The sequence below is a fragment of the Arcicella sp. GW458-12-2-14-TSB2 genome (genome assembly GCF_059423785.1).
In genome coordinates this window covers 1-24859 of sequence record NZ_JBWKYN010000084.1, presented here as the reverse complement: position 1 = coordinate 24859, position 24859 = coordinate 1, and the positions used below count along the sequence as shown (strand labels likewise).

Annotated in this window: 23 protein-coding genes; 19 read left to right on the top strand and 4 right to left on the bottom strand. The window is 34.2% G+C overall.

All coding sequences use genetic code 11. The annotated features are described in order from the left end of the window. Positions 1 to 76: 76 nt before the first annotated feature. Positions 77 to 1363, bottom strand: a complete 1287-nt coding sequence (locus AC07XN_RS13365) for an O-acetylhomoserine aminocarboxypropyltransferase/cysteine synthase family protein (protein WP_494743443.1) — start codon at positions 1361 to 1363, stop codon at positions 77 to 79. 136 nt (positions 1364 to 1499) lie between these two features. Then, positions 1500 to 2381, bottom strand: a complete 882-nt coding sequence (locus AC07XN_RS13360) for a fructosamine kinase family protein (RefSeq protein ID WP_494743442.1) — start codon at positions 2379 to 2381, stop codon at positions 1500 to 1502. Positions 2382 to 2548: 167 nt separating this feature from the next. Here AC07XN_RS13360 and AC07XN_RS13355 point away from each other — a divergent pair, with 167 nt between their 5' ends. From AC07XN_RS13355 to AC07XN_RS13330, 6 genes are all read left to right on the top strand, one after another. Further along, positions 2549 to 2851: a (2Fe-2S) ferredoxin domain-containing protein gene (locus tag AC07XN_RS13355; protein WP_494743441.1), complete on the top strand. Its 303-nt coding sequence runs from the start codon at positions 2549 to 2551 to the stop codon at positions 2849 to 2851. 58 nt (positions 2852 to 2909) lie between these two features. Further along, positions 2910 to 3527, top strand: a complete 618-nt coding sequence (locus AC07XN_RS13350) for a hypothetical protein (RefSeq protein WP_323251348.1) — start codon at positions 2910 to 2912, stop codon at positions 3525 to 3527. A 701-nt stretch (positions 3528 to 4228) separates the two neighbouring features. Next, the gene (locus AC07XN_RS13345; protein ID WP_494743440.1) at positions 4229 to 5383 is read left to right on the top strand and encodes a hypothetical protein; all 1155 of its coding nucleotides are present in this window, start codon (positions 4229 to 4231) and stop codon (positions 5381 to 5383) included. Between the two features lie 4 nt (positions 5384 to 5387). After that, complete coding sequence (locus tag AC07XN_RS13340; RefSeq protein WP_494743439.1) at positions 5388 to 6131, top strand: hypothetical protein; 744 nt, start codon at positions 5388 to 5390, stop codon at positions 6129 to 6131. An 84-nt stretch (positions 6132 to 6215) separates the two neighbouring features. Further along, positions 6216 to 7811: a hypothetical protein gene (locus AC07XN_RS13335; RefSeq protein ID WP_494743438.1), complete on the top strand. Its 1596-nt coding sequence runs from the start codon at positions 6216 to 6218 to the stop codon at positions 7809 to 7811. Further along, positions 7765 to 9579, top strand: coding sequence for an O-antigen ligase family protein (locus tag AC07XN_RS13330; RefSeq protein WP_494743437.1), 1815 nt, complete (start codon positions 7765 to 7767; stop codon positions 9577 to 9579). Before AC07XN_RS13335 ends, AC07XN_RS13330 begins: the two co-directional genes overlap by 47 nt. Before the next feature lie 44 nt (positions 9580 to 9623). Here the strand turns inward: AC07XN_RS13330 and AC07XN_RS13325 are convergent, their stop codons facing one another. Next, positions 9624 to 10319 carry a YjjG family noncanonical pyrimidine nucleotidase gene (locus AC07XN_RS13325; protein WP_494743436.1) on the bottom strand — a complete coding sequence of 232 codons (696 nt, stop codon included), beginning with the start codon at positions 10317 to 10319 and terminating at the stop codon, positions 9624 to 9626. A gap of 160 nt (positions 10320 to 10479) precedes the next feature. On the opposite strand from AC07XN_RS13325, the gene AC07XN_RS13320 reads away from it, so the two are divergent. From AC07XN_RS13320 to AC07XN_RS13265, 12 genes are all read left to right on the top strand, one after another. After that, positions 10480 to 10803, top strand: coding sequence for a DUF3467 domain-containing protein (locus AC07XN_RS13320; RefSeq protein WP_309915217.1), 324 nt, complete (start codon positions 10480 to 10482; stop codon positions 10801 to 10803). A 177-nt stretch (positions 10804 to 10980) separates the two neighbouring features. After that, positions 10981 to 12438, top strand: coding sequence for a tagaturonate reductase (locus AC07XN_RS13315; protein WP_309915220.1), 1458 nt, complete (start codon positions 10981 to 10983; stop codon positions 12436 to 12438). After that, positions 12435 to 13442, top strand: coding sequence for a PfkB family carbohydrate kinase (locus AC07XN_RS13310; protein ID WP_309915223.1), 1008 nt, complete (start codon positions 12435 to 12437; stop codon positions 13440 to 13442). Before AC07XN_RS13315 ends, AC07XN_RS13310 begins: the two co-directional genes overlap by 4 nt. Before the next feature lie 8 nt (positions 13443 to 13450). Beyond that, positions 13451 to 14107 (top strand): beta/alpha barrel domain-containing protein, encoded by a 657-nt coding sequence (locus tag AC07XN_RS13305; RefSeq protein ID WP_494743435.1) that lies wholly within the window; start codon positions 13451 to 13453, stop codon positions 14105 to 14107. A gap of 191 nt (positions 14108 to 14298) precedes the next feature. After that, entirely contained in the window at positions 14299 to 15324 is a 1026-nt protein-coding gene (locus AC07XN_RS13300) for a rod shape-determining protein (protein WP_309915228.1), read from the top strand. A 120-nt stretch (positions 15325 to 15444) separates the two neighbouring features. Then, positions 15445 to 16293, top strand: a complete 849-nt coding sequence (gene mreC, locus AC07XN_RS13295; RefSeq protein ID WP_309915230.1) for a rod shape-determining protein MreC — start codon at positions 15445 to 15447, stop codon at positions 16291 to 16293. Between the two features lie 56 nt (positions 16294 to 16349). Then, positions 16350 to 16856, top strand: coding sequence for a hypothetical protein (locus AC07XN_RS13290; protein ID WP_309915233.1), 507 nt, complete (start codon positions 16350 to 16352; stop codon positions 16854 to 16856). 165 nt (positions 16857 to 17021) lie between these two features. Next, entirely contained in the window at positions 17022 to 17639 is a 618-nt protein-coding gene (locus AC07XN_RS13285) for a sigma-70 family RNA polymerase sigma factor (RefSeq protein WP_184129601.1), read from the top strand. 219 nt (positions 17640 to 17858) lie between these two features. Next, complete coding sequence (locus AC07XN_RS13280) at positions 17859 to 18065, top strand: phosphohydrolase (protein WP_309915235.1); 207 nt, start codon at positions 17859 to 17861, stop codon at positions 18063 to 18065. 109 nt (positions 18066 to 18174) lie between these two features. Next, complete coding sequence (gene gmk, locus AC07XN_RS13275; RefSeq protein ID WP_309915237.1) at positions 18175 to 18744, top strand: guanylate kinase; 570 nt, start codon at positions 18175 to 18177, stop codon at positions 18742 to 18744. Between the two features lie 102 nt (positions 18745 to 18846). Further along, on the top strand, positions 18847 to 19419 hold the full coding sequence (gene nadD, locus AC07XN_RS13270; protein WP_309915241.1) for a nicotinate (nicotinamide) nucleotide adenylyltransferase: 573 nt from the start codon (positions 18847 to 18849) through the stop codon (positions 19417 to 19419). Then, positions 19416 to 20222 (top strand): Rossmann-fold NAD(P)-binding domain-containing protein, encoded by an 807-nt coding sequence (locus tag AC07XN_RS13265; protein ID WP_494743434.1) that lies wholly within the window; start codon positions 19416 to 19418, stop codon positions 20220 to 20222. The genes nadD and AC07XN_RS13265 overlap by 4 nt, the downstream gene beginning before the upstream one ends. 230 nt (positions 20223 to 20452) lie before the next feature. Here AC07XN_RS13265 and AC07XN_RS13260 read toward each other — a convergent pair whose 3' ends face one another. Then, positions 20453 to 22801, bottom strand: coding sequence for a S9 family peptidase (locus tag AC07XN_RS13260; RefSeq protein WP_494743433.1), 2349 nt, complete (start codon positions 22799 to 22801; stop codon positions 20453 to 20455). Positions 22802 to 23156: 355 nt separating this feature from the next. Here AC07XN_RS13260 and AC07XN_RS13255 point away from each other — a divergent pair. Beyond that, on the top strand, positions 23157 to 24859 hold a 1703-nt coding region (locus AC07XN_RS13255), incomplete at its 3' end, for a hypothetical protein (RefSeq protein WP_494743432.1).

Genomic DNA, 24859 nt, shown 5'->3' with positions numbered 1-24859 from the left:
TGCTGAAATATCAGCAACTGCTTTTTTATGATAATCAAAGACTAAAAGCTGATAGCTCATGGCTCATAGCTCAAAGCTACAACGCCGCCAAAGCCTGTTCGATATCCGCTTTCAAATCATCGATATGTTCAATACCTACCGAAATTCTTAGTAAAGTAGGTTCAACACCTGCTGAAATTTGCTCTGCTTCCGAGAGCTGTGAGTGTGTTGTTGAAGCAGGGTGAATAATGAGAGTTTTTGCATCACCTACATTCGCCAAATGACTAATTAATTGTAAGCTATTTACAAATTTTTCAGCTTTAGCTTTATCGCCTTTTAGTTTGAAAGAGAATACTCCGCCAAAACCACGCGTAAGGTATTTTTTGCCTAATTCATGATATGGACTATTTTCTAAACCTGGATAATTTACGTGTTCTACTTCTGGATGACTTGATAGCCAATTTGTAAGGGCTAAGGCATTTTCTCCAATTCTTTCTACCCTTAACGTCAACGTTTCTAAACCTTGAATCAGTAAGAAAGAGTTGAACGGACTTTGAGCAGGACCCCAATCACGTAATCCTTCTACTCTGGCACGAATAATAAACTGAATATTTCCGAATGGCCCGCCAATACCGAACACATCATTCAATACTAAGCCATGATAGCTTGATGAAGGTTCTGTAAACTGTGGATATTTTCCATTGCCCCAGTTAAAAGTTCCTGCATCTACAATTACACCACCCATCGTTGTACCATGTCCACCAATCCATTTAGTAGCAGACTCAACAATGATGTGCGCACCATGTTTGATAGGCTGACAAATAGCACCACCTGCCCCGAAGGTATTGTCTACAATAATCGGCAAATCGTATTTTTTAGCTAATACAGCAAATGCTTCAAAATCTGGGATACTAAAGCTTGGGTTTCCGATAGTTTCTAAATAGATGGCTTTAGTTTTATCATCAATCAGGGCTTCAAAAGAAGATACATCGTCACCATTGGCAAAACGTGCCTCAACGCCAATATTTTTGAACGAGTTTTTGAACTGATTGTACGAACCGCCATATAAAAATGAAGTAGTAACAAAATTATCACCAACAGTAGTAATATTATTGATTGCGATAAACTGTGCTGCATGACCAGATGCTACCGCTAAAGCTGCCACACCGCCCTCAAGAGCCGCCAAACGTTTCTCGAAAACATCACTGGTTGGGTTCATGATACGGGTATAGATATTGCCAAATTCTTTTAGGGCAAATAAATTAGCACCGTGTTCAGCATTTTTGAATTGATAAGCTGTTGTTTGATAAATAGGTACTGCACGAGCATTAGTTGTAGGGTCTACTTCTTGCCCAGCGTGCAGTTGGAGTGTTTCAAATTTCATGAGATTGTTTGTTAAATTAGTCCGAGTATATTCTATAAAATCTATAGGCAAAGTTATAATATATAATTTAAGTATAATGAATAGGAGAACATATTTTTCTGAAATATCAAAAGAAATTAATAATAGCGTTTTATGATTAATACTTCTTCAAAATCTTTTCAACGGCATCGAGATAACCACCACCAAAAAGATTGACATGTACCATTAAGGGATATAAATTATAAAGAGGAATTCTATCACCAAAACCATTCTCTATCGGATACACTTTGTGATAGGCTTCATAAAAAGTAGGTTCAAAGCCGCCAAACATGGTAGTAAAAGCCAGTTCAGCTTCGCGTAAGCCATAATAACAAGCAGGGTCTACTAAGGCAACAAAGCCTTTGCTATCGGTCATTACATTACCAGACCACAAGTCGCCATGCAATAAAGCCGGTTTTTCGTTAGGAATAAGGCTAGGGATTTTTTCAAAAAGCGTTTGAAATTTATCATACACTTCCTCAGAAATCTTACGGTCGTAAAGGGCTAAACCTGCCTGCACTTTCAATCTTTTTTCAATAAAAAACTGTACGCCATCTTCCATCCATTCATTACTTTGACGTAAGGCGCCGATATAATTATTGAAGTCTAGTCCATGACTATGGTGTGTATGTGTATGAAGTTTCGCTAGTTTTTGTCCGAAATCTTGCCAGTAGTTTTCTTGCTTATAGCCTGCCGTCAAGAATTCAATCATCAAATATTCTTTATCTAAAATCTTCCCGTAATTAATTACTTGAGGGATAGAAAGCACACCAGTATCTTTTAAAACTTGTAAACTTTTTGCTTCAGATTCAAACATACCATCATGGTCGCCCTGATTCCATTTAATAAAGTAATCGCCTTCTGCTACTTTTACTTTTACAGCAAGATTGAAGTTTCCGCCATAAAAAAACTGGAAATCAAGCACCTCTGGGTTATGTCCTAAGTTTTCAAAAAGAATACTTTCTATAAATTGATATTGTTCCTGCGTCTGAAAAGTCATACAAATATTGATTACGGAATGCGAAAGTCAGATTAATTTATCGACTGTCTGCCATGGTTTATTCCAAAATTACTAGAAAACCATTAAATTGCATTGGTTGAACGATTTTATCAAAAACAAATTGTTAAAATCTATTCCAAAGATGTCAGCAAAATTTAAAAAACAAAATGAAATACAAGAAACACGTTTTTATTTGTACTAACCAAAAAGATGCACCCAAAAAAAGCTGCGGCGTAGAAAGAGGAGGAGCATTAGTTGATGCTTTCAAGGCATCACTGAAAGAAAAAGGCCTATTGAGCGAAATCAGAGCACAAAAAACAGGCTGTTTAGATGTTTGTGCTTTTGGTCTGGGCATGGTGGTATATCCAGAAGGAGTATTTTATGGCAATGTACAATTATCTGATGTTGAAGAAATTGTAGAAAGTCATTTAATCGGCGACAAAGCCGTTGAGCGTTTAGTAATCGGATAATTGATGATACCCATTAGAAACGGACTTGTCCGTTTCTAATAAAAAAATTAACACTCAGATGTACAGAATCTATCCCACATTAATCAATTCATTTGTTTTGTATGAGCAACAAGTATTAGATGCTCAGGGAAACATCCTTGTAGACTTGTGGGAAATGATAGACCGTATCAATAGAGTAAAAAAGCCAACTACCGAAGCTCAGCAAAGAGGAATTGATTTTGAGAAGGCCGTAATTACAGGCGAAAACGAGGAGCTATTCGGTGAAGGGATCATTGAAAAGGCGCGTGAATTATTACCTGCTAAATACAAAACGCAGTTTTATACCGAAGCAAAGTATAAAAATTGCTTAATCTATGGCTTTGTAGATTTGGTAGGAGGAGACCGTGCTGTAGATTTAAAATCTACCAGATTATACCAACCCAATCGTTTTGAGTTCAACCATCAAAATCTGTATATGTTAGGGTTACAGAAGTGGGGCGTCAGAACCTTGGATTATATCATTACAGATTTTAATGATGTATATCAAGAAAGCTATGATGTAAAAACCTATAATTTTACTCCGCTATATCAACAAATAGATGCCTTTGTTGCCTTCTTAGAACAACACCGAAAGCTAATTAAGGATAAAAAAATTTTTGATAAAAAAGGAGATACCAACCAGTTGTCGTTGTTTTAGGAGTGAGCTTTGAGCGGTAGGCAATAGGCTTTAAGTTTTTCTAATCTTAAATCTTTTAGTACAAAACTTTTTAATATGTAAATTCTCAACATAATGACTGTCTTGTCTCATATCTAGAGTCTAGCTTCTTCTATCCAAAAATCCCCAAGTCTCCTATTCTTTCGCATAGCGCTTATCTCTAAAAGTCCCAAAATCTTCCAAACTTTTATCTTGTATTAAATTTTCCCTGAAAAGTCTAAATAAATATAATATTAATATAACTATTTTGCTAATTTTAGATAGCTAAATTCATTCTTTTTTTTAGATAAAATTGTATATTATTTGGATAAGATATTAAAAGAAAATGTTTTTTCAATAGGAATCTCTAGATATTTTTAATGCAATATTCTGCGATTAAGTATGTATAATCTCGTTAATGTACTATTTTTTTTGTATTTATCGTTTGGGAAAGTATATAAAACATCCTTATACTTGCATTGGAAATACCAATAGCCCATAAGTTAGGTATCACTCAAACACCTATAAAGACTATGACCTAGAAAAGACCTCAATGTTGTTTGCCACAGCCAAAATAGGCAGAACTTAGTAGCACACCGATACTTGTTATATAATATACACTTTACATAAAAGACTATAAGCTATGGCTTAATATCTACGTGCTACTCAACTGTAGTATCAATAACCTTTTTTTAATTTAAACTATGAATTCTACTCACAAAAACATCATTACACCCGCTTATTCTTTTTTCACAACCCAGTTAAATACACTGGGAATCTATAGCCTACTATTAGGCTTTTTTATCATATTACAATCCTGCTCTCCTGTACACGAGCTTACTCCAGAAGCTAAGAAAAGCGAATTGCTTTTGAAGGCTCAAAATTTGTTTAAGAAACAAATAGCTTCATCTACTCGAAAGTCTTCTACTAATCCTAGGGATATTGATATTAGTAAGCTAGCTCCTCAGTGGGAAAAAAATAAAATAAGAACAAGTTTGGATAGTCGTGGTATAGACATTTTACAGGTATTTGTAAAAAAAGATGCTGACCAAAAATGGATGATAGATTACTTTATACTTGATGGACAAGAGGTGTTGCATTTAAGAAAGCATACCAAGCATGATGGTTGTCTTACTACATATAATCAGCAAGGACAATTTTTAGAAAAAGGGAAAGTAAATCTAAAAAGTAATAAGTATAGTAAGTTTTTAACAAGAGATATGCTTATGAAATCTGCAAGGGTTGCAAATATGTGGCTTGAGCAAGATGCAAATGGGAATTATTATGCTTGTTCAGAGTCAGGTTGCATTATCATTCCTGTAGATGGTGGGAGTGGTGATGATAATGATGATGACGTCAATGATGATGATGACAGCAACGATGATGGTGATGGTGATTCTGAATCAGAAGAAGCCAATTGTCAATCCAATCAAAATAGTGTTCAACATGCTATTAATAACGTTATAGTAACTAATGAAAGTGATATAGATGGTGCTTCTAATCTTGCTTCGAATATAAATCCTTATGATAGAAAGGATGGTTCAAAAGAGTGGGTAGCTCTTCGATCACTTACTTACGCTATTTTCAGCCACGAGAATTACACTCAGGTTAAAAAGGATAGTAGCTCACCTTGGCAATGGGAAACAATAACACATTCTAGTTTATCTGATCAAGGGACAATAATTGGTGGTACTGCAGAGTATAGATTGAATCATTTTCATTCTGAATTAGGCAATTATTGGGCAAATGTAAAAATAAGCTTACATGTAGATTGGAAACCAGTGTGTAATCTCAACCCATTCCCTATTGGAATAAATTATAATGCGTCTAAATCTTTCCATGTAGATGACCAAGACTAAACAGATGAGTCAAATCAAGTTTAACTACACACAGCCATTAAGATGGTTGTGTGTAGGTCTGATATTTTTTTGTGTAATTTTCTTTTGTAAAGCCTCACAAGAAGAAGATATAAAAAATGTAATTATTTCTGCAGAAATACCTTTTGTATTAGAAAATGGTAATATTCAAATAATATCAAAAAAATATAAAGTTTATCATTGGAGGAATTTTATATTATACTTACTGCCATTTGAAAATATAGTAGAGAAAGATACCTCTATTATTTCTTGGAAGACGGATTACAGTTATTTTATTTATCAAAAGAACAATAAACGAGGAGTTTTTTTTGAATCATTGGAGAAGGTAACTAAAGATAGTGTAGATGTTGATTCCGTGTTACAAGAGTTAAATGCCTGGAAAAATATGAATTGTATTTTAATTTCAAAAATGCGTCTAACTAATTCCGTATTTAATTCAAAAAAAATAACACAGGAAATATACCTTAGTAAGGATGATAGTGTGTCTAGTCCAGATACAGCAATCGTTGAATTTTCAGAGAAGCTAAACAATATTCAGTATAGTCTATGTGAAGAGCTTGAAAAGAAGGGAACAAGAGTAAGTAGAATTAAGTTCTTATTTAACTCCAAAAGTAGTAAAGACTTCCCTTTTAAAATACCTAAAAGAGAATATGTATTTACTATAATATCCGATGAAGAGAATCAAAGTAAAGAAATTTCTACTTTTATGAAGACTTTTTGTTTAAAATAGTTCTTTTGATAATCCCCAAAAAATAGATTCCATTTTCGCTGAACTTATTCCTTATTTACCCAAATAGAAATAATTAATAACCTTATGAAAAAGAGTATTTCGCTATTATGTTTTTTAATAGCCTTTTATACACATGCCCAAAAACCTGTAGAGGTCAATAAAGCTTTAACGAAAGCAGGGAAAAATAGTATTGAGCTAGAAAAAGTAATTCAGTATTATCAAAAAGGTAAAGATTCCTTAAAATTGCAAGCTTGCTACTTTTTAATAAAAAACATGGAGGGGCTAACGCATTTAGATTCAGCAAATTTACAAGCCTTCGATGCTATTTTTGGAGTGTATGACTCATTGGTTACAAATAAGGTGATTGTGCATAAACAAGAAACAGAATATCCGCTCGTATATGACGCATGGGATAAAATTGTAGAAAAAAATGAAGACCCTAATACGATAGAATCATCTGATTTGGAAACCATAAAAGCAGATTTTTTAATTCAAAATATTGACTTAGCCTTTCATGTATGGCGTACTTATCCTTGGGCAAAACATCTAACATTTGAGCAATTTTGTGAATATCTTTTACCTTATAAAATAAGCAATGAGCCACTGTTGCCTTGGCGAGAAAAACTGATGAAAAAGTATGCTTGGCTACCTGATTCCTTACCAAATAAATCAGATGCCATTAACGCTACTAGGGTACTTTATAATAACCTTAAGTGGTTTTTGTTAAATAAGAAGTTGTGGGGGTATTTACCGTTGGTTGGCTCAGATAATTTACATACTGCCAAAGCAGGTACTTGTTATAACAAAACCGATTTGAATATGTTTGTGATGCGGGCAATGGGCTTAGCTGTCACAAGAGATTTTGTTTTATATTGGGGGAATAGAGATAGTAATCATTATTGGAATGCCTTTGTGATGAATGATGGCTCTTTTTTAGATTTTGAAGCACTTGGAGCGGCACGGCTTCTGTGGCAAGGCAGAATGCCCAAACATGCCATCGTAAATCCTATTGTTAGATTTGGCGGTTGGTCTGCTAAAATGTCAAAAGTATTCAGAGAAACCTTTTCTCAGCAGAAAGAGACATTAGTAGAAGATAACAAAATAGGAAGAACTGTACAAATACCTTATGAGTTTGAAAAAACACGTATCAAAGATGTTACATCTGAATATACGAAAGTGGCTGATGTTGACTTTCAATTATCGAAAAGGGTTACTTATCCTAAATACATTTACTTATGTACGCTAAATGAAAATGAATGGAAGCCTGCTTTTTGGGCTAGAGTACGAACAGAAGGGAGCGCTACATTTAAACAAATGGGAACAGAAATTGTGTACATGCCCTGTCGGTATGAAAATTGGAAATACATACCAGAAGGAAATCCTATTCTAGTAGATTCTTTAGGTAATAGCCATGAACTAACAATCAATAAGGAGGTTCATGAAAAGGCTGAATTTAGCCATGATAGTTTTGCAACTAGAGTGATTAAAGGAGAGACATATCAATTATCATATTTTTATCAATATAAATGGATATTTCATAGTGAAAGTATAGCAGAAGCAAAATCAAAAATAACTTTTGAAAACGTACCAAAAAATGCTTTACTACGCCTACAAAAAGTAAATGGAAATAAAAATGAACGTATATTCTACTACGCCGATGGAGTCCAATCTTTTTACTAAACGCTGGTCATTTGTCAATTCTTCGGTTCTATGTTTTGTGTTAATTACACTTCTGTGCTGGAGTGTATTTATTGAAAGAACAGACATCTATGATGGTAAAGTATTGAGTAAATGCCTCTATTTCAATAAAGTTGCTAGTTTTACAGGCTTTGTGTTGGGGATAATTTATTTGTTACGTCGGCGAGTCGTTTATGTTGGCTTATCTCTTACATCATATTTTATAATAGCCTATTTAAGTTACTTATGTATACATGTTTCGTATTTTGATATTTACTTGGATGTTCGAATAGGAAGTCAATTTTTATTACTACTCATATCCTTGGTGATAAGTATAGAGCGACCCAAAGAAACCTATATCATCATTGTGATTTGGCTTTTTGCTTGTGTCGAAGCCATCTTGGGGCTTTATCAATTATATCAACATTTTTATGATTGGAAACACTTCGATAATCCGCTTGGTTCACTTTATAATACAGGTATTTACGGCATTTATCTATGCATTCCCTTTGTATTAGCGGTAGTGTCCTCTAAAAAATATGTGGCTACAAGTACTAGTTCCAAACATTATTTATTTCATACAATTCGGTATATTACGTTAATACTTACAGGTACTGTTTTGCCATTTACAGGGTCAAGAACGGCATGGGTCGCTACTTTAGGTGGTTTGTTTGTATTTGTTTGTCATCGTTATCGGTTAATTCAGCTATTTCAACAAAATAAAATTTGGATAAAAGGCTTGGTTTCGTTTTTGCTGATTGGCATTGTCAGTTTATTTATTTTACAATTATTTTTTTTAAAAGAAAATTCAGCCATTGGACGAACGCTTATCTGGAAAGTTGGTTTTACTATGTGGCTTGATAATCCTTTTTGGGGGAAAGGTTTCAATTCAGTTTCACATCAATATTTCAATTATCAAGCTCATTATTTTAGTGTTGATAGGTCAGCTCAAGAACAATGGATAGCTGGTAACGTAAGTTATGTTTTTAACGATTTTCTGCAAATAGCTATTGAATATGGTTCAATAGGTTTGATACTATTTGTGGGTATTTATACGACAATTATTCGAAAAAATACGAGTCCTTATGTAGCTGTACTAGTCAGTTGTTTACTAACAGGACAAAGCTCCTATCCTTTAGAAAGTATCCCGACACAATTGCATTGGTATTTGATATTGAGTTTATGCCTTTTAAGGATTGTACCACTAAAAAGCATTCCGCTTTCAAAATGGACAATGTCAATTTTAGGAGTAGCAATTTTCTCGCTGTCCTTGATTTTATGGTTAAAGACTAGTCAAAGTGATGAGACAGAAAGAGCTTCATACAAGGCTGAACAGTTATTTAATCAAGAACAATATAAAATGGCAATTCTGGTTTATGAAAAGATTCCGAATCTTAATGCTGTAAATCTATTAGTCTACGGTAAATCACTAGCCTTAGATGGGCAACATTCAAAGGCAATTCGGGTTTATGAACAAGCGAAAGTTCTTTTAGCTGAACCTTTTTTGTGCAATAATCTTGGACTTAGTTATCAAGCTATAAAAAAAATTAAAAAGGCAGAAGAAAACTATCGTTTATCACACAACATGATACCTAATTTAATTTATCCTAAGTATTTGCTTGCTAATTTATATATTGAGAAAGGAGATGTGAAGAAAGCAAAGGAACAAGCACTAGAAGTAATAAATAGCCCCGTTAAAGTATATTCAGAGGCAGCTGAAGAAATGAAAGAAGAGATGAGAGATTTTATAAGAACAATAGCATTAAAATAGCTTGAGGGGATAGACTCTAAGTTCATTCAGTCTAAAATCCACAACTAAAAAATCTCCTTCAACTCAATCAAATCCTTCACCTCATGTTTAGGTTTTAATGTAAGTTCCTGTGCCCTTCCATCAGGATTAAAAAAAACCGTGTCGATACCCGCTTGATTAGCCCCTACAATATCGCTTTGAAAGCTATCACCAATCATAATACACTCAGAAGGCTTTGCTCCAACTAAATTTAAGGCATATTCAAAAATACCCGCTTCAGGTTTTTTATAGCCAGAATTTTGGAAAGTGACAATCTCTTTGAAATATTGTTTAATTCCTCCAGCCGTCATTTTTATGTCTTGTACCTCCATAAAACCATTGGTGATAATGTGCAGAGGATACTTTGGAAATAGGTATTCTAGCACGACTTTGGCATTAGGCAATAAATTAGGTTTGCGGACGGAAATATTGATATACTTATCTGAAATTTCATCACAAAGAGAATAATCATAACAGCCTAACTCGCTGAAAATCATTCTAAAACGTTGATGGCGTAATTCGGGTTGACCAATCTTTCCTTGCTCATACAAATCCCATAGCTGATGATTTATTTTATTGAAGATAATATAAAATTGTACAGAAGAAGGAATGCCATATGTATGTAAATCAAAGTGCTGATACACCTCGTCTAAAGCCAATTTAGAATTCGTGTTATGGTCCCAAAGAGTATGGTCGAGGTCGAAGAAAAGATGCTTATACATAATTTTTTTATACAAATATGATAGGAGAAACCTTTGAAACAAAAAACTAAGCGTTTATTTTTAAAGGATAAAACCTGAATTAATTTGCATCAAGATATTCTTTTATATAAATTCATAGTTTGTAAAAAACAATTTTAAGAAATCTAATTTAACCATAAAAATGGCTAGTCAACCCACAGAAGAAAACCAGATAAACGTAGAATTAACAGAAGCAATGGCAGAAGGAGAATACGTTAATTTGGCGATGATTGCACATTCTCAGAGTGAATTTGTTATTGATTTTATCAAAATGATGCCTGGAATCCCTAAAGCGAGAGTAAAATCAAGAGTAATTCTTACACCTGATCATGTTTATCGTCTTTTGAATGCCCTCAAAGAAAATATTCAAAAATATGAAGAGGCCTATGGCCCGATTACTGAAGATAAAAACCAAAATGGCTTTCAGTTCCCAACCAATTATCGTGGCCCTATTGGGGAAGCCTAATATCCACAGTAGGTTTTTACAAATAAGATAATACATTCAGAATTTTCATCAACAGAGCGTAAATGTAAGTAAATAGAATATTCTATTGCTCATTTACGCTCTATTGTTGAAATAACAATGAGTAGATAATCAGTGCCTACGGGCTTTAAAATAAATAAATATAAATATTGTGAGACAATGAATCAAAAACTGACCAGAGAATATTTAGCGGCTAATGCTGAAAATTTGAGTAAACTTGTTGAGTTACCTAGTGATAAAATTTTTGAACTTCCTGAGAAAGTACTTCAATTTGGTACTGGTGTTTTATTAAGAGGACTTTGTGATTATTTTATTGACAAGGCTAATAAAAAAGGTATTTTCAATGGTCGTGTAGTAGTAGTTAAATCTACAGATAAAGGGGGTACAGATGATTTTAATGAACAAGACGGTCTTTTTACCCATGCCGTAAAAGGATTAGAAAATGGGCAGAAAGTAGAAGAATATATTATCAATGCGTCTATTTCTCGTACTATTTCGGCACGTTCACAGTGGAAGGAAATACTAGCTTGTGCTAAAAATCCTGAAATGCAAATAATCATTTCTAATACTACTGAGGTAGGTATTACTTTATTAGAAAACGATAAGATAACAAATAACCCTCCACAGTCATTCCCTGTAAAACTATTAGCGTTTTTATACGAGCGTTGGCAAGTATTCAAAGGTTCTGCTAAAAGCGGGATGGTAATTGTCCCCACTGAATTAATCGTTGGAAATGGAGATAAGTTACAAGAAATTGTATTGGAACAAGCACACCGCAATGGCCTTGAACCTGAATTTATCGAATGGCTTGAAAACCACAACTACTTCTGTAATTCATTAGTCGATAGAATTGTACCGGGAAAACCTGACCAAGAGATTTGTAAAGAAATAGAAAAGAAATTTTCTTATCAAGACGATTTGATGATACTTTCAGAAGTGTATCGTCTTTGGGCAATTCAGGGAGATGAAAAAATCCGAAATATCCTATCATTTGCTGCTGCTGATCCGGGAGTGATTATCGAAAAAGACATTGAAGTTTACCGTGAATTAAAGCTAAGAATGCTTAACGGAACACATACTTTGACATGCGGAATGGCATATTTGCTAGGCTTCCGTTTGGTAAAAGATGTAATGAGTAATAGTTATTTAAGTAAAATTATTACAAATATGATGTTAGGGGAAGTATCTTTAGCAATTCCTTACAAGATTGACCCTAAAATCAGAGACCGTTTCGGTAGAATGGTGTTAGACCGTTTCCGTAATCCTTTCTTACAACATAAATTATTAGACATTACCGTTCAGTATACTGCCAAAATGAAAATGCGTAATGTGCCTATTCTTTTGCAATATTATCGTGAATTTGGTAAAGCACCCGAATTGTTTGCCATGGGCTTTGCCGCTTATTTACAGTTCATGAAAGCTGAAAAAGAAGTAAATGGTAATTATTTCGGCGAATGTAATGGTGAATATTACCCAATCAATTGTAATTTCGCACCATACTTTTACGAAGCTTGGGAAAACTTTGATTTAGACAAAGTATTATCTAACAGAAGCTTGTGGGGTGAAGATTTAACACAGTTAGAAGGATTTTCAGACGCAGTGAGGAAATATTTATGAAAAAAGTAGTCACTTTCGGTGAGATAATGATGAGGCTCAGCACGCCACGTCATACTCGCTTTCAACAGGCGACAAGTTTTGATATTAATTTTGGTGGGGGCGAAGCGAATGTTTCGTCCTCATTGGCTATTATGGGGGTTCCAGCTAGCCATGTAACCCGTTTCCCTGACAATGATTTGGGCAATGCCGCCATCAATACCTACCGACGGTATGGGCTTAGTATGGATGATGTTGTAAAAGGGGGCGACCGTATAGGCATTTACTATGTAGAACAGGGAGCAGCCATGAGACCAAGTAAGGTAATTTATGACAGAGCCGATTCAGCCTTTGCCACCCTGAAGCCTTCGGAATTTAATTGGGAGCATATCTTTGAAGATGCCCAGTGGTTTCATTTCACAGGTATTACCCCAGCTATTTCAGAAAGCGCCGCTCAGGCCTGCTTGGAGGCCGCCCAAACGGCTAGTCGTTTAGGATTAAAAGTCTCCGCAGATGTGGGGTATCGTTCTAATTTATGGAAATGGGGAAAAAGACCCAATGAAATAATGCCAGAGCTGATTGAAAATTGCGATGTAATTATTTGCAGTAAAGGCGATGCTGAAGATATGTTTGGAATTGTCCCTAACGACGACAAGAGAAGTTTTAAATCGGTTTGTCAACAATTGACCGACCGTTTTCCGAAATTAAAAAAAGTATTAACTACCAAACGAGGTCAAATTTCGGCTTCACACAATACTTTAACAGGAAAATGCTGGAACGGATTTGAAATGTTAGAAACCAAACAAATAAACATTCCTGATATTGTTGATAGAATTGGCGGAGGAGATGCCTTTATGGCAGGGTTTATTTTTGGCGAAATCATCTATCAGAATACGCAGAAAGCAATAGAGTTTGGAGTAGCAGCTTCTGCTTTAAAGCATACGATAGAAGGCGACTTCAACTTATCTTCAGTCAGCGAAATTGAAGCAGTAATGAATGGCGATGTCAGTGGAAAACTAAGAAGATAAAACCGATTATGAAGTTTTCAAAAGCACTACTTTATACAAAACTAAGCGAAACACCCATTATGCCTCTTTTCAACCATCCCGATGTAGAAAAGAGCAAGGCCGTTGTAAAAGCCTGTTATAATGGCGGTATCAGGGTTTTTGAATACACAAATCGTGGTGTGGGTGCCGATAAAGTTTTTGGTGAATTGGTAAAATACATTCGCAAAGACTTTCCAGATATGGCAATCGGTATCGGCACTATCTTCAATGCTCAGGAAGCAGAGTATTTTGTCAGTTTAGATACTGACTTTATCGTTCAGCCAACGCTAGACGCTGGCGTAGCTAATGTTTGCCAACAAAATAACATGGCTTGGTTTCCAGGGGTACTTACGCCCAACGAAATTTATAAGGCTAATCAGTTAGGAGCAGACATTGTAAAAATATTTCCAGCCAATGTTTTAAGTCCTTCTTTTGTAAAATCAGTCAAGACAGTAATGCCTCAGGTAGAAATGATGATTACTGGCGGTGTAGAACCCAACGAACAAAGCCTAACTACATGGTTCAACGCTGGTGCTAAAGCGGTTGGCATGGGCGGACAGTTATTTCCGAAAGCAATTTTAGACGATAATAATTTCAATTGGATTGAAAATACTGTTAAAGAATGCCTTAATGTTATTAAAAACTAGGGCTATTCATCATATTTTATCTTCTTCGCTTTAATTCCTACTAATTTTTCCGCATGGTTTTAAGGTAATCTCTTACATTCTCATTAATTTTGTACTTTTACAAGAATATCCGACAGCAGGTAGTTTAAATTGACTAACTTTACACAATACCTGTTCAAAAGAAATATAAAAATAAAGAACAAATTCACAAAATGGGATTATTCAATTTCCTGACTTCAGACATTGCGATTGACCTTGGTACTGCCAATACGTTAATTATCCATAAAGATAGAATTGTGGTTGACGAACCATCAATTATTGCCCTTGATAAAGCCACCAACAAAGTTTTGGCCATTGGTAACAAGGCAATGCAGATGCACGAAAAAACCAACGAGAATATCAAAACGATTCGTCCTTTAAAAGACGGAGTGATTGCCGACTTTACGGCAGCCGAATTGATGATTCGGGGAATGATAAAAATGATTGATACGGGAAGTCGTTTCTTTACGCCATCTCACCGAATGGTGATTTGTATTCCTTCAGGTATCACAGAGGTTGAGAAAAGAGCGGTAAAAGATTCAGCAGAACACGCTGGAGCTAAAGAAGTGTATATGATTCATGAACCTATCGCTGCGGCAATAGGGATTGGAATAGATATTGAGCAGCCAAACGGTTCAATGATTGTGGATATTGGCGGTGGTACTACTGAAATAGCAGTAATTGCGCTTTCAGGGATTGTTTGTGAGGCTTCAGTACGTATCGCTGGAGATGTATTTACACGTGATATTGTTGATTATATGCGTCGCGAGCATAATTTATTAATTGGTGAGCGTTCGGCAGAATTAATCAAAATTGAAGTAGGTTCAGCATTGCCAGAATTGGAAAATCCACCAGCAGATTATGAAATCCGTGGACGTGACTTAATGACTGGTATCCCTAAAGAAATTAAGGTTACTTATTCAGAGATTGCTTATGCCCTAGATAAATCAATTTCTAAAATTGAAGAAGCCGTAATGAAAGCCCTAGAGGTATCACCTCCTGAACTTTCGGCAGATATTTATCACAATGGTATTCATTTAACAGGTGGAGGAGCGTTGTTGCATGGTTTAGATAAGCGTTTAGCGAACAAAACTAAATTGCCTATTCATATTGCTGATGATCCATTAAGAGCTGTAGTGCGTGGAACAGGTGAAGTATTAAAACATCTTGACCATTTCAAGCCTATTCTCATCTCTTAATTAACTAGGCTAAGGAATGAGTAAATGAAAGAATGATATTTTTATGTTCTTTCGTTTACTCATTTTTACATTATAGCCTTTTCTGTCAAATCAATTATTCCATGATTCTTCTTTTAATAAATGTATCAGTTAATCCAATTTATATCTAGGAAACGAGCCTTCATTTTGTTTGCATTATTGGAGGTACTGAGTCTGTGGTTTTTTTATTCATACAATAATTACCCCAGTGCTATCATGTTCAACACTACGAACTATTATGCGGCACAAGCCTTGGATATTTCTAATAGCATCGTAGAGTATTCCAACCTGAGCAAAGTAAATGAAGATTTAAGCTCAGAGAATAAAAGACTTTATGAGTTAGTAGAGAAGCTACAAGCTCAACAAACGCCTATCACTCACTCTATCATCAATTACAAAGCCGATTCTGCTGTGGCAGCTCGCTTTAAGTTTACGGTAGCCAAAGTTACTAACCTAAGCGTAGCGCAGTTTAATAACTATATTACGATAGATAAAGGTACGGCTGATGGTTTAGCTCCGGGTATGGGGGTAATTTCTTCAACGGGAGTAGTAGGTAAAATAAAATCATGTTCGGAACATTATTCAAGAATAATCTCTATTCTGCATTCAGAATATACTGTTTCCGCTAAGATTAAAAGTAACAATGAAATCGGCTCTATCAAATGGGATGGACTGAATCCTTCTGTTGTAGAAATGACAGATGTTTCAAGGTACAAAAATGTGAGAGTAAAGGATACCGTAATGACGTCTGACTTCAATTATGTTTTCCCGTCGAACATCGTGATTGGTTACGTTAGCAAAGTAGGCTTAAAGCCTGACCAAACTTTTCATGACATAAAAGTAAAATTGGCCACAGACTTTAGTACGCTTTCGTATGTGTATGTCATTAATAACAAACTAGAAAAAGAACAAAGAGCTTTAGAAAGTACTGATAGTGAAGTAAAAAAATAGCGTACTATTTCCCAATAATTTGCATAGCCACTATAAACTCGGCAATCTAATTAATAATGACTCCAAGAAATATTTTTCCTCAAATACTTACTTTTATATTTTATCTTTTGTTGCAAATTTTCTTTGTTAGACAATTGGTATTTCTCAATCACGCGTTTTGTTTTGTTTATGTAGCTACGGTCATTTTGCTTCCTTTTGATATTAATAGAGTACAATTGATTTTCTTAGGTTTTATTGCAGGAATGTTTGTTGATATATTTTATAATACCATTGGTGCTAATGCAGCAGCCATGACATTCATCGCTTATATTCGTACACCAATTTTGGCTTTATTGGTGCCTCAGAGAGGCTATGATGAACGCCAAATACTGAGTTTGAAATCAATGGGGGTATCTTGGTTTCTGACTTATGTAATGATATTAACGGTTATTCATCACTTTATTTTGTTTTCATTGGAGGCATCTAATTTCGGGCTAATTCTCCCCATCTTAGCAAAAGTAATAGCTAGCACGATTTTTACTACATTAGTAATTGTAATTATCCAGTTATTTAGAAAAGATTAAAATAAAAAAGTTTTACGCCTTTTTGTCAGGAAAAAAGTTCAAATCATGCTTGGCAAGTTGTTTGTTTATAGAAATTATCTAAAACAATGTAATGTAGATTCAATAAATTACTTGATAATTACGGTATCATTTTCTATTTTTATCAAGTGATATTCAGCAGCAATCATGGACGAGCAAGAAGAAATTAAAATAACTCAAACCTATACTGAAGTAGAAAAACACAGAGTTTTCGAAAAAGAGTTTATGCCGTACATTGACTCAATGTACAACTTTGCCTTCCGTCTGACAAACGATGAGGATGATGCTAACGACCTTGTTCAAGACACATACCTGAAAGCATTTAGATTTATCAATTCATTTGCCGAGGGAACTAATGCTAAAGCATGGCTGTTCAGAATTCTGAAGAATAGTTTTATTAACGATTTTAGGAAGAAATCTAAAGAGCCGTCGAAGGTTGATTATCAGGATGTTGAAACAACTTATAATTCAGAGGAAGACGCAGAAACTACTCAAACAGTTGATTTAAGAGCAGATACTGTACAAGATTTAATTGGAGATGAAATTGCCAATGCACTAAATGCTTTACCTGTTGATTTTCGTACTGTTATTATACTATGTGATGTTGAAGGGTTTACTTATGAAGAAATGGCGAAGATATTAGATATACCTATAGGAACCGTACGTTCTCGTTTACACCGTGCCAGAATGTTGTTAAAAGAAAAATTGAAATCATATGCCAAATCTTTGGGCTATGACGTAAATGCTGACAGCATGGCAGAATAGACAACTATTGATGAAAAAATAATTATAATCAAGAAATTTTTTATATTTTTTAGCATATGGGAATTTTTTTTACAACCTTCCTGTTCAATAACTACTTGATTATCATAAATAGTAACCCCAATACAACGCCAAATTAAATTTGTTTAATCCAATAGAATAATGGTTTCCGAGGTTGAAAAAATTCAAAAAAAAACAAGCTGTGAGCATCAATCTGAATGCATGAAATTAGTTCAATTAATTGTGGACGGTCAGGCATCAGAAGAGCAAATAGCCCAATTTAAACAGAACATGGATAAATGTTTGCCGTGTGAGAAAGGATATGAATTGGAAAAGTGTATTAAAGAAACAATGCAATTAAGATTGGAAAAGAAATGTGTTCCGACGAGTTTGATTGATTGTATCAAAAAGAAAATAAGTGCATTATAATTGAGTATTTAAGCTCAAAAAATAAAGGTTATTAAGTTGGTCGTTTTGTTTACGATATACTTAATAGCCTTTTACTTTTAATTAATTAGGGTATTTTACTTGTTGAAAATTGGAAAACGGAAAACTTATAATCTTCTCTGCCCCTTCTGGTTCGGGCAAAACTACTATTGTTAAGCACTTGCTTGCCAATAATGCTAATCTTGGATTTTCTATTTCTGCTTGCACGCGTGACAAGCGTGGACGGAATGAAGAAAATGGTAAAGATTATTATTTTATGACGCCAGAAGAATTCAAAACTAAGATTGATAATGATGAATTTGTAGAATGGGAGGAAGTTTACCCTGGAGCTTATTACGGTACGTTGAAATCAGAAATTGAACGTTTATGGGCATCTGGTAAACATGTGATTTTTGATGTAGATGTTCGTGGAGGAGTAAAATTAAAGGAATATTACAAAGAACGTGCATTGTCTATCTTTGTAAAAGTGCCAAGCGTACAAGAGTTAGAAAAACGATTGCGTGAACGTGGTACAGATTCGGAAGACTCTATCTCTAAGAGAGTATTCAAAATGAATTTTGAAATGTCATTCCAAGATAAATTTGATATTGTATTATTGAACGATGATTTAACAGAGGCATTCAGAAAAGCTCAAAAACTATTTGATGAATTTATAAACTAAGCTTTAAAAGCTGTGAGTATTGAGCTATGAGCTTATCCATTTGTTAATACCAATAATAATTGTTCATAGCTTGTTGCTCAAATCTTAAGAACTCAGAACTATATGAAAATAGGCCTCTTTTTTGGTTCTTTCAATCCCATCCATATTGGGCATTTAATAGTTGCCAACGTAATGGCAACTACTACCGACTTAGAACAAGTTTGGTTTGTAGTGTCGCCACAGAATCCATTTAAAAAGAATAAATCGCTATTACATGAATTTGATCGTTTGGATATGGTAGAAAAAGCCATCGCAGATAATCCTAGATTCAAAGTAACTAATATCGAATTTTCGATGCCCAAGCCTTCTTATACGATTGATACACTAATCCGTTTACAAGAGAAGTATCCACAGCATGAATTCAAATTGATTATTGGAGGGGACAATTTGGCTCAATTTCCAAACTGGAAAAACCACGACAAAATTTTAGAATACTTCGGTTTATATGTTTACCCCCGCCCCAATGCTGAACTGAGTGATTTAGAAAAACATCCCAACGTTCGTTTAGTAAAAGCGCCTTTATTGGATATTTCTGCCACCTTTATTCGAGAATGCTTAAAGAATGGGCAATCAATCAGTTATATGATTCCTGAGGCAGTAGAAGAGTTTATTTTGAGGAAAAAGTTTTACTTATGAAAATTAGCATTTTAGGTTGCGGTTGGCTAGGCTTGCCTTTAGGCAAGTATTTAGTAGCACAAGGACATCAAGTAAAAGGTTCTACTACCTCTGAAGCTAAATCCCCATCATTGCAAGCTGTGGGTATTAGTCCTTTTGTGCTTAAATTCTCTCCCGAAATTGAAAGCGATAATCTTGCAGCGTTTCTGAATTCAGATATCTTAATTATTTGCATTCCTCCTCGTGCTGGCAAATTTGGGGAAGACTATCATGTGCAACAAATACAATCATTAATTACCTCTCTTTCTTTATCCAGTATTCAATCTATTCTCTATACATCATCTACTTCAGTATATCCAGATTTGAATAGAATAATCTACGAAGACGACGAAGTAATAGCGTCTTCTGTATTGATAAAGGTAGAGAATCTGTTAAAAGGATTGGACTTAGCAACAACAATCTTGCGTTGTGGAGGGTTGATGGGACAGGAAAGAATAGGGGCAAAGTATTTTGCTGGTAAACGTATTAATACGGGACAAATTCCTGTCAATTATATCCACCAAGACGATGTAATAGGTATAATTGCGATGATACTTGAAAAGGGCTTTTGGAATGAGACTTTTAATGCCGTTTCGCCAGAACATCCCGTTCGTGAAGCCGTTTTTTTAAAGAACTGTGAAGAATATGGGTTTGAAAAACCTATTTTTGAAGAAGCTACTGAGGCTATTCCCTTTAAAATTATCAGTCCACAGAAACTCATACAACAAACTGGCTATCAGTTTAAATATGCTAATCCATTGGATTTTAAATATAAAGTTGACTAGTTAGTGAGTTGTGGGTTAGTGAATTGTGTGATTCAAAAACAGACACATTTTAGCTCTAATATTACGATAGAAAAACCCTGTAGCGGTAACTCTTGCGGTTACCGCTACAGGAGTTATAAAATCTAATAATTTTTTTGAAAATTAAATTCAGTATTTGTAATTATTATGATTAGCTGATTGCTGAAATCCGATTTCCGATGACCAATTAATCACTAACTCACAATTCACTATTATTTAAGCGTTCTTTCAAACAGTTTAAAAATACGCTTGTATTCATCTATCCACGACGTAGGTTCTACAAAACCATGGTCTTCCATCGGATAAGATGCCAATTCCCAATTATCTTTTTTCAATTCAATCAGTCTTTGAGCCAAACGAACAGCATCTTGATAATGCACATTTACATCTATCATACCATGACATATCAATAGATTTCCCTTCAATCCATCTGCATAATATATTGGTGAGCTTTTGCGATATGCAATAGAGTCAGTCTGTGGTTCATTCAGAATGTTTGCGGTATAAGGGTGATTATAGGCTGCCCAGTCTGTTACAGGTCTTAGTGCAGCACCCGCAGCAAATACATCTGGCGTAGTAAACATTGCCATCAAAGTAATAAAACCACCATACGAACCACCATAAATACCGATTTTTTTAGGGTCTACCCCTTGGTTTTCAACCAGCCATTTTGCTCCATCTACTTGATCAGTCAAATCTTTACCACCCATAAAACGATAAATACCTGTACGCCAATCTCTACCATAACCTGATGAACCACGGTAATCAATATCTAAGACAGTATAGCCGTTATCGACCAACATATTATGGAACATATATTCACGGAAATACTGGCTCCACCATTTATGTACATTTTGTAAATACCCCGCGCCATGTACAAAGATTACTGCTGGCTTTTTCCCTTTCTCTCCTTTGGCTTCATATAAACGAGCATATACGTCAGCACCATCCTTTGCACTAAAAGTAATGATTTCAGGCTCACGCCATTTGTATTCTTTAAACTGCTGACTTTGTGATTTAGTAATTTGAGTAGGGGGAGCATTTACAATATTGTCTTGAATATACACTTCCCAAGGACGATTTGAATAAGAATTCAAATAGGCTAATTTGGTTTCATCGGGTGAAAGCACCACTTGGTTCGAGCCTGTCATTTTTGTTAAACGTATTCTATCCCCACCTGTTACAGCCATTTTATAAAAATGCTGTTCTCCCGGATGTACCTCGTTTGAAGTAAAATAAAAAGATAGTTTGTCTTTTGATAGTTGAAGGCTCTGCACTTCAAATTTACCTTTTGTTAATTGTTTTTTAGCCCCAGTTGCTAAGTTGGCAGTGTAAATATGAGAATAACCGTCTTCTTCTGATTGATAGTATAATGTTTGATTATCCCCTAAAAAACCAATATTTCCGAAATTAATCCCCGGTCCGCCAATCCAAGCCTCGTCTCTTTGTCTGTCGATAGTCTTCAGTTTTCGGGTAGCAACATCCAATTTCAAAATCCAACGGTCTTTGTTATCCTGACTTCTTACAACCAAGACACAATATTTACCATCCGCCGACCATATTACTTCGCTAAAGATTACCTTTCTAGGTTCTACCTTTTTATTTTTGGTCGTATCTTTTTTAGCATAATCTTTTAAATAATCAGGTTGGTCATAAATTCCTTCAATCTCCTTCGTAGAAACCTGTAAAGCAGTATCCTTTTTGATGTCATATACCCAAAACTCATGACTTGGCATCGGCGCACCTACTTTTGTTCTAGCAGGCAAATCTTCAGTAAAGCCCGATTCTGTTACGTAGCTTGGCACAATGGCATTTTTAGCACCCGTCGCCGATTTAGTTAAGCGATAGGTAATATAATTTTCATCAGGACTCAAAGTCTGAATATCTACTCTTTTATCATCAATATAAATCTCTTTGGCACGTTTAGGCAAATCAGCTTTAGCAATTATATCTCCCTGCTTTTTCTTATCAGCACGTTCTTTTAATATTTCAAAAAGACTTAACTGGTCAGTTTTTTGCCATTTTTCTTGTTCATTTAGCTTTGCTTCAGCTTTTTTAGTTCCAGTTAAAAAATTGCTTAGTTGTTCTGTTTCACCTGTGGATAAATCAAAGCTAAACAAGTTGCTGGCTTTGGTATAAATGATTTTGGTTTCCTTGCCATTAAAATTAGGGTTACTTTCTGTTTCAACAGTATTAGTAATCTGGCGAACGGCCATTGTTTTGCAGTCTAGCAAAAACAAATCGCCATTTTTTGTATAGATTTTTTTAGAGAAGTCTCGACTATATACCCCCGAAAATGAAGGTAAAGCTCTACGTGTTTGAGGAGGTATTTTAAATGGTTTTTTTTCAGTAACAGAAGCCCCATATAACGAATCCGCCTTATTTCTGAATGGATTCCAATTAAAATAAACCATTCTACTATCCTCCGACCAATTGATAGCAGAAGGCAAAGCTCCAATGGTAAATTTAGGGTCTTGCATAATATGTTCAACACTCAATTGTTGAGCATACAGTGTAAAACAAAAACAAGTGGTAATAATTAAGGTAAAGACTTTTTTCATGTTGATGAGTTTTGTTTTGAAACACAAGCAATCCATTTCTTTTTTAGTGAATTTAAAAGTTAACAAATCTTATTCACAAATCTAAATAAGGATAATGATTTTGAACATATAAAGATTAATTTATTAATAAGTCATTTAACTATAATAACCCCTTTGCATAGAAAGAAAAGATAACATTTGAAATATGCTGATAAAATATATTGAGTTTTACCATATAATAAATAAAACAATGATTAATTGTGTTTTAATTTTAAAGTTTTGTGTAAGTATTATAGATTTAAGTAGTATAAATCATTGATAATTAAAAAGATATATTTTATAAAGAAAATACATTTACATATAAACACTTTTAGTCATGAAAAAATATAAATTATTAATACTATGTTTTTTTTTAACACTATATTCTCAAATAATAGTTGGTCAAGCACAGAAAGTTACTGTTGGTTTTCAGAAGGATACAATTTCTATTCAAGAGGGAGATTCTTGTTTAGTGGCTATTCAGTTATTAGGTATTATTCCAGAAGGGAAAAAAATCAAAATTGAATTTAAAGTTACAAAATCTGATGCTACAGAAACAAAAGATTATTTGATACCAAATAAAGACCCGATGGATTTTTATACATCGCCTTCTTCTTCTCAAAGTCAGATACGTTATTTTCAACTAAAAACAGTATCTGATATGAATCAAGAGAATGAACAAATGACAATAAGCCTCAGTAGTCCTGATAGTAGTATTTTTAAATTTGAAAAAAAAGAAATCTTAGTAATTATTAAAGATTATAAAACAAATCAAGAGCTACAACTAGAAGAGTTTAAAAAAGAAATCACAACAGCAATAAATAAAGTTACTAATATTGTTAACAATGACAGAGATACTAGTGAAGTAATAGGTGTATTAGGAATAAAGAATTTTCATCCTAAAGTATATACTTGGAATATGATTAAAAAAGATACGAGTGAAAAAAAGGATTCTCTTCTTGAAGAGTTTAAAAATAGTAAGGGTTTTATAAACCCTGAGATTGAAAAAAAAATGCGACCTGACAAAAGTTTAAAAGCAAGTATAAATAAAGTGGACATTTTTTTTACTAATGGAATTGCTACAGAAATTAAAGCGTATGATGAAAAATCCACAGATATTTATCGTAATATTTGGAATAAAGGATATAATAAATGGAAATCAAGATTTGGTGTTTCTTTTAGGCACAAGATATTTATAGATAGGTATAAGTATTATCATTTAATTAATGATAACGATAGTTTAAAGACGATTAAACTTTTAGATTTACTTGGTTATGATGGTGAAACACAAATAAACTTTGCTCCAAATGATGGAAAAATAACATTAGATAAAAGTCACGCTAAAAAAGAATTAACTATAAATACGTCATTAAATTCATATATTAATGTGAACATTTACAGTGATTTGCTATCCTTATTAAAATCAGATAGAAGCAATGGTTTAGTTCAAACCGAAGCCTCTGCAAGAATATTTTTGAACACTATGCCCTTGCCTAAAAGTGTTTTTTTATTATTTAATTATTTTGAACCTTCTTTAAAATATAGCAGATTTGATAACGGGTATGAAAGTATTATTCCTACAAAGCTAAACAAATCGTTAAGTACGAAAGATACATTTAGTATAGATAGGATGTCAGTCAATCAAAGAAAATTCCTAGAAATCGGAGGTAAAGTCAATGTTTTTAAAAAAATGGGTAGATTTTATAATAGTTATGAGTTGAACGTATTTTCAAATTTTGGCTGGTTTAATTTGCAAGGAGAAAAACTAAAAGATAGCTTGAATAGTAACGTTCCTTTATTTCAAACAAGCACAGGAAATACGTTAGATTTTGGAGCAGAAGTTAAAGCTACTATCTTACAATATAGAAACTTTGGACTTAATATTGGCGGATCTGTACGTTATCAAAAGATTTGGAATAACAAAGACCAATCCTTTGTTAACGGTGGTTTTCAATGGTTTTTTGCTCCAGAATACGAATTATTTTATTTTCCTATTGCTAACAGCAAAGATAAAATTTTTCTAAGGGCAAAATATCTTTC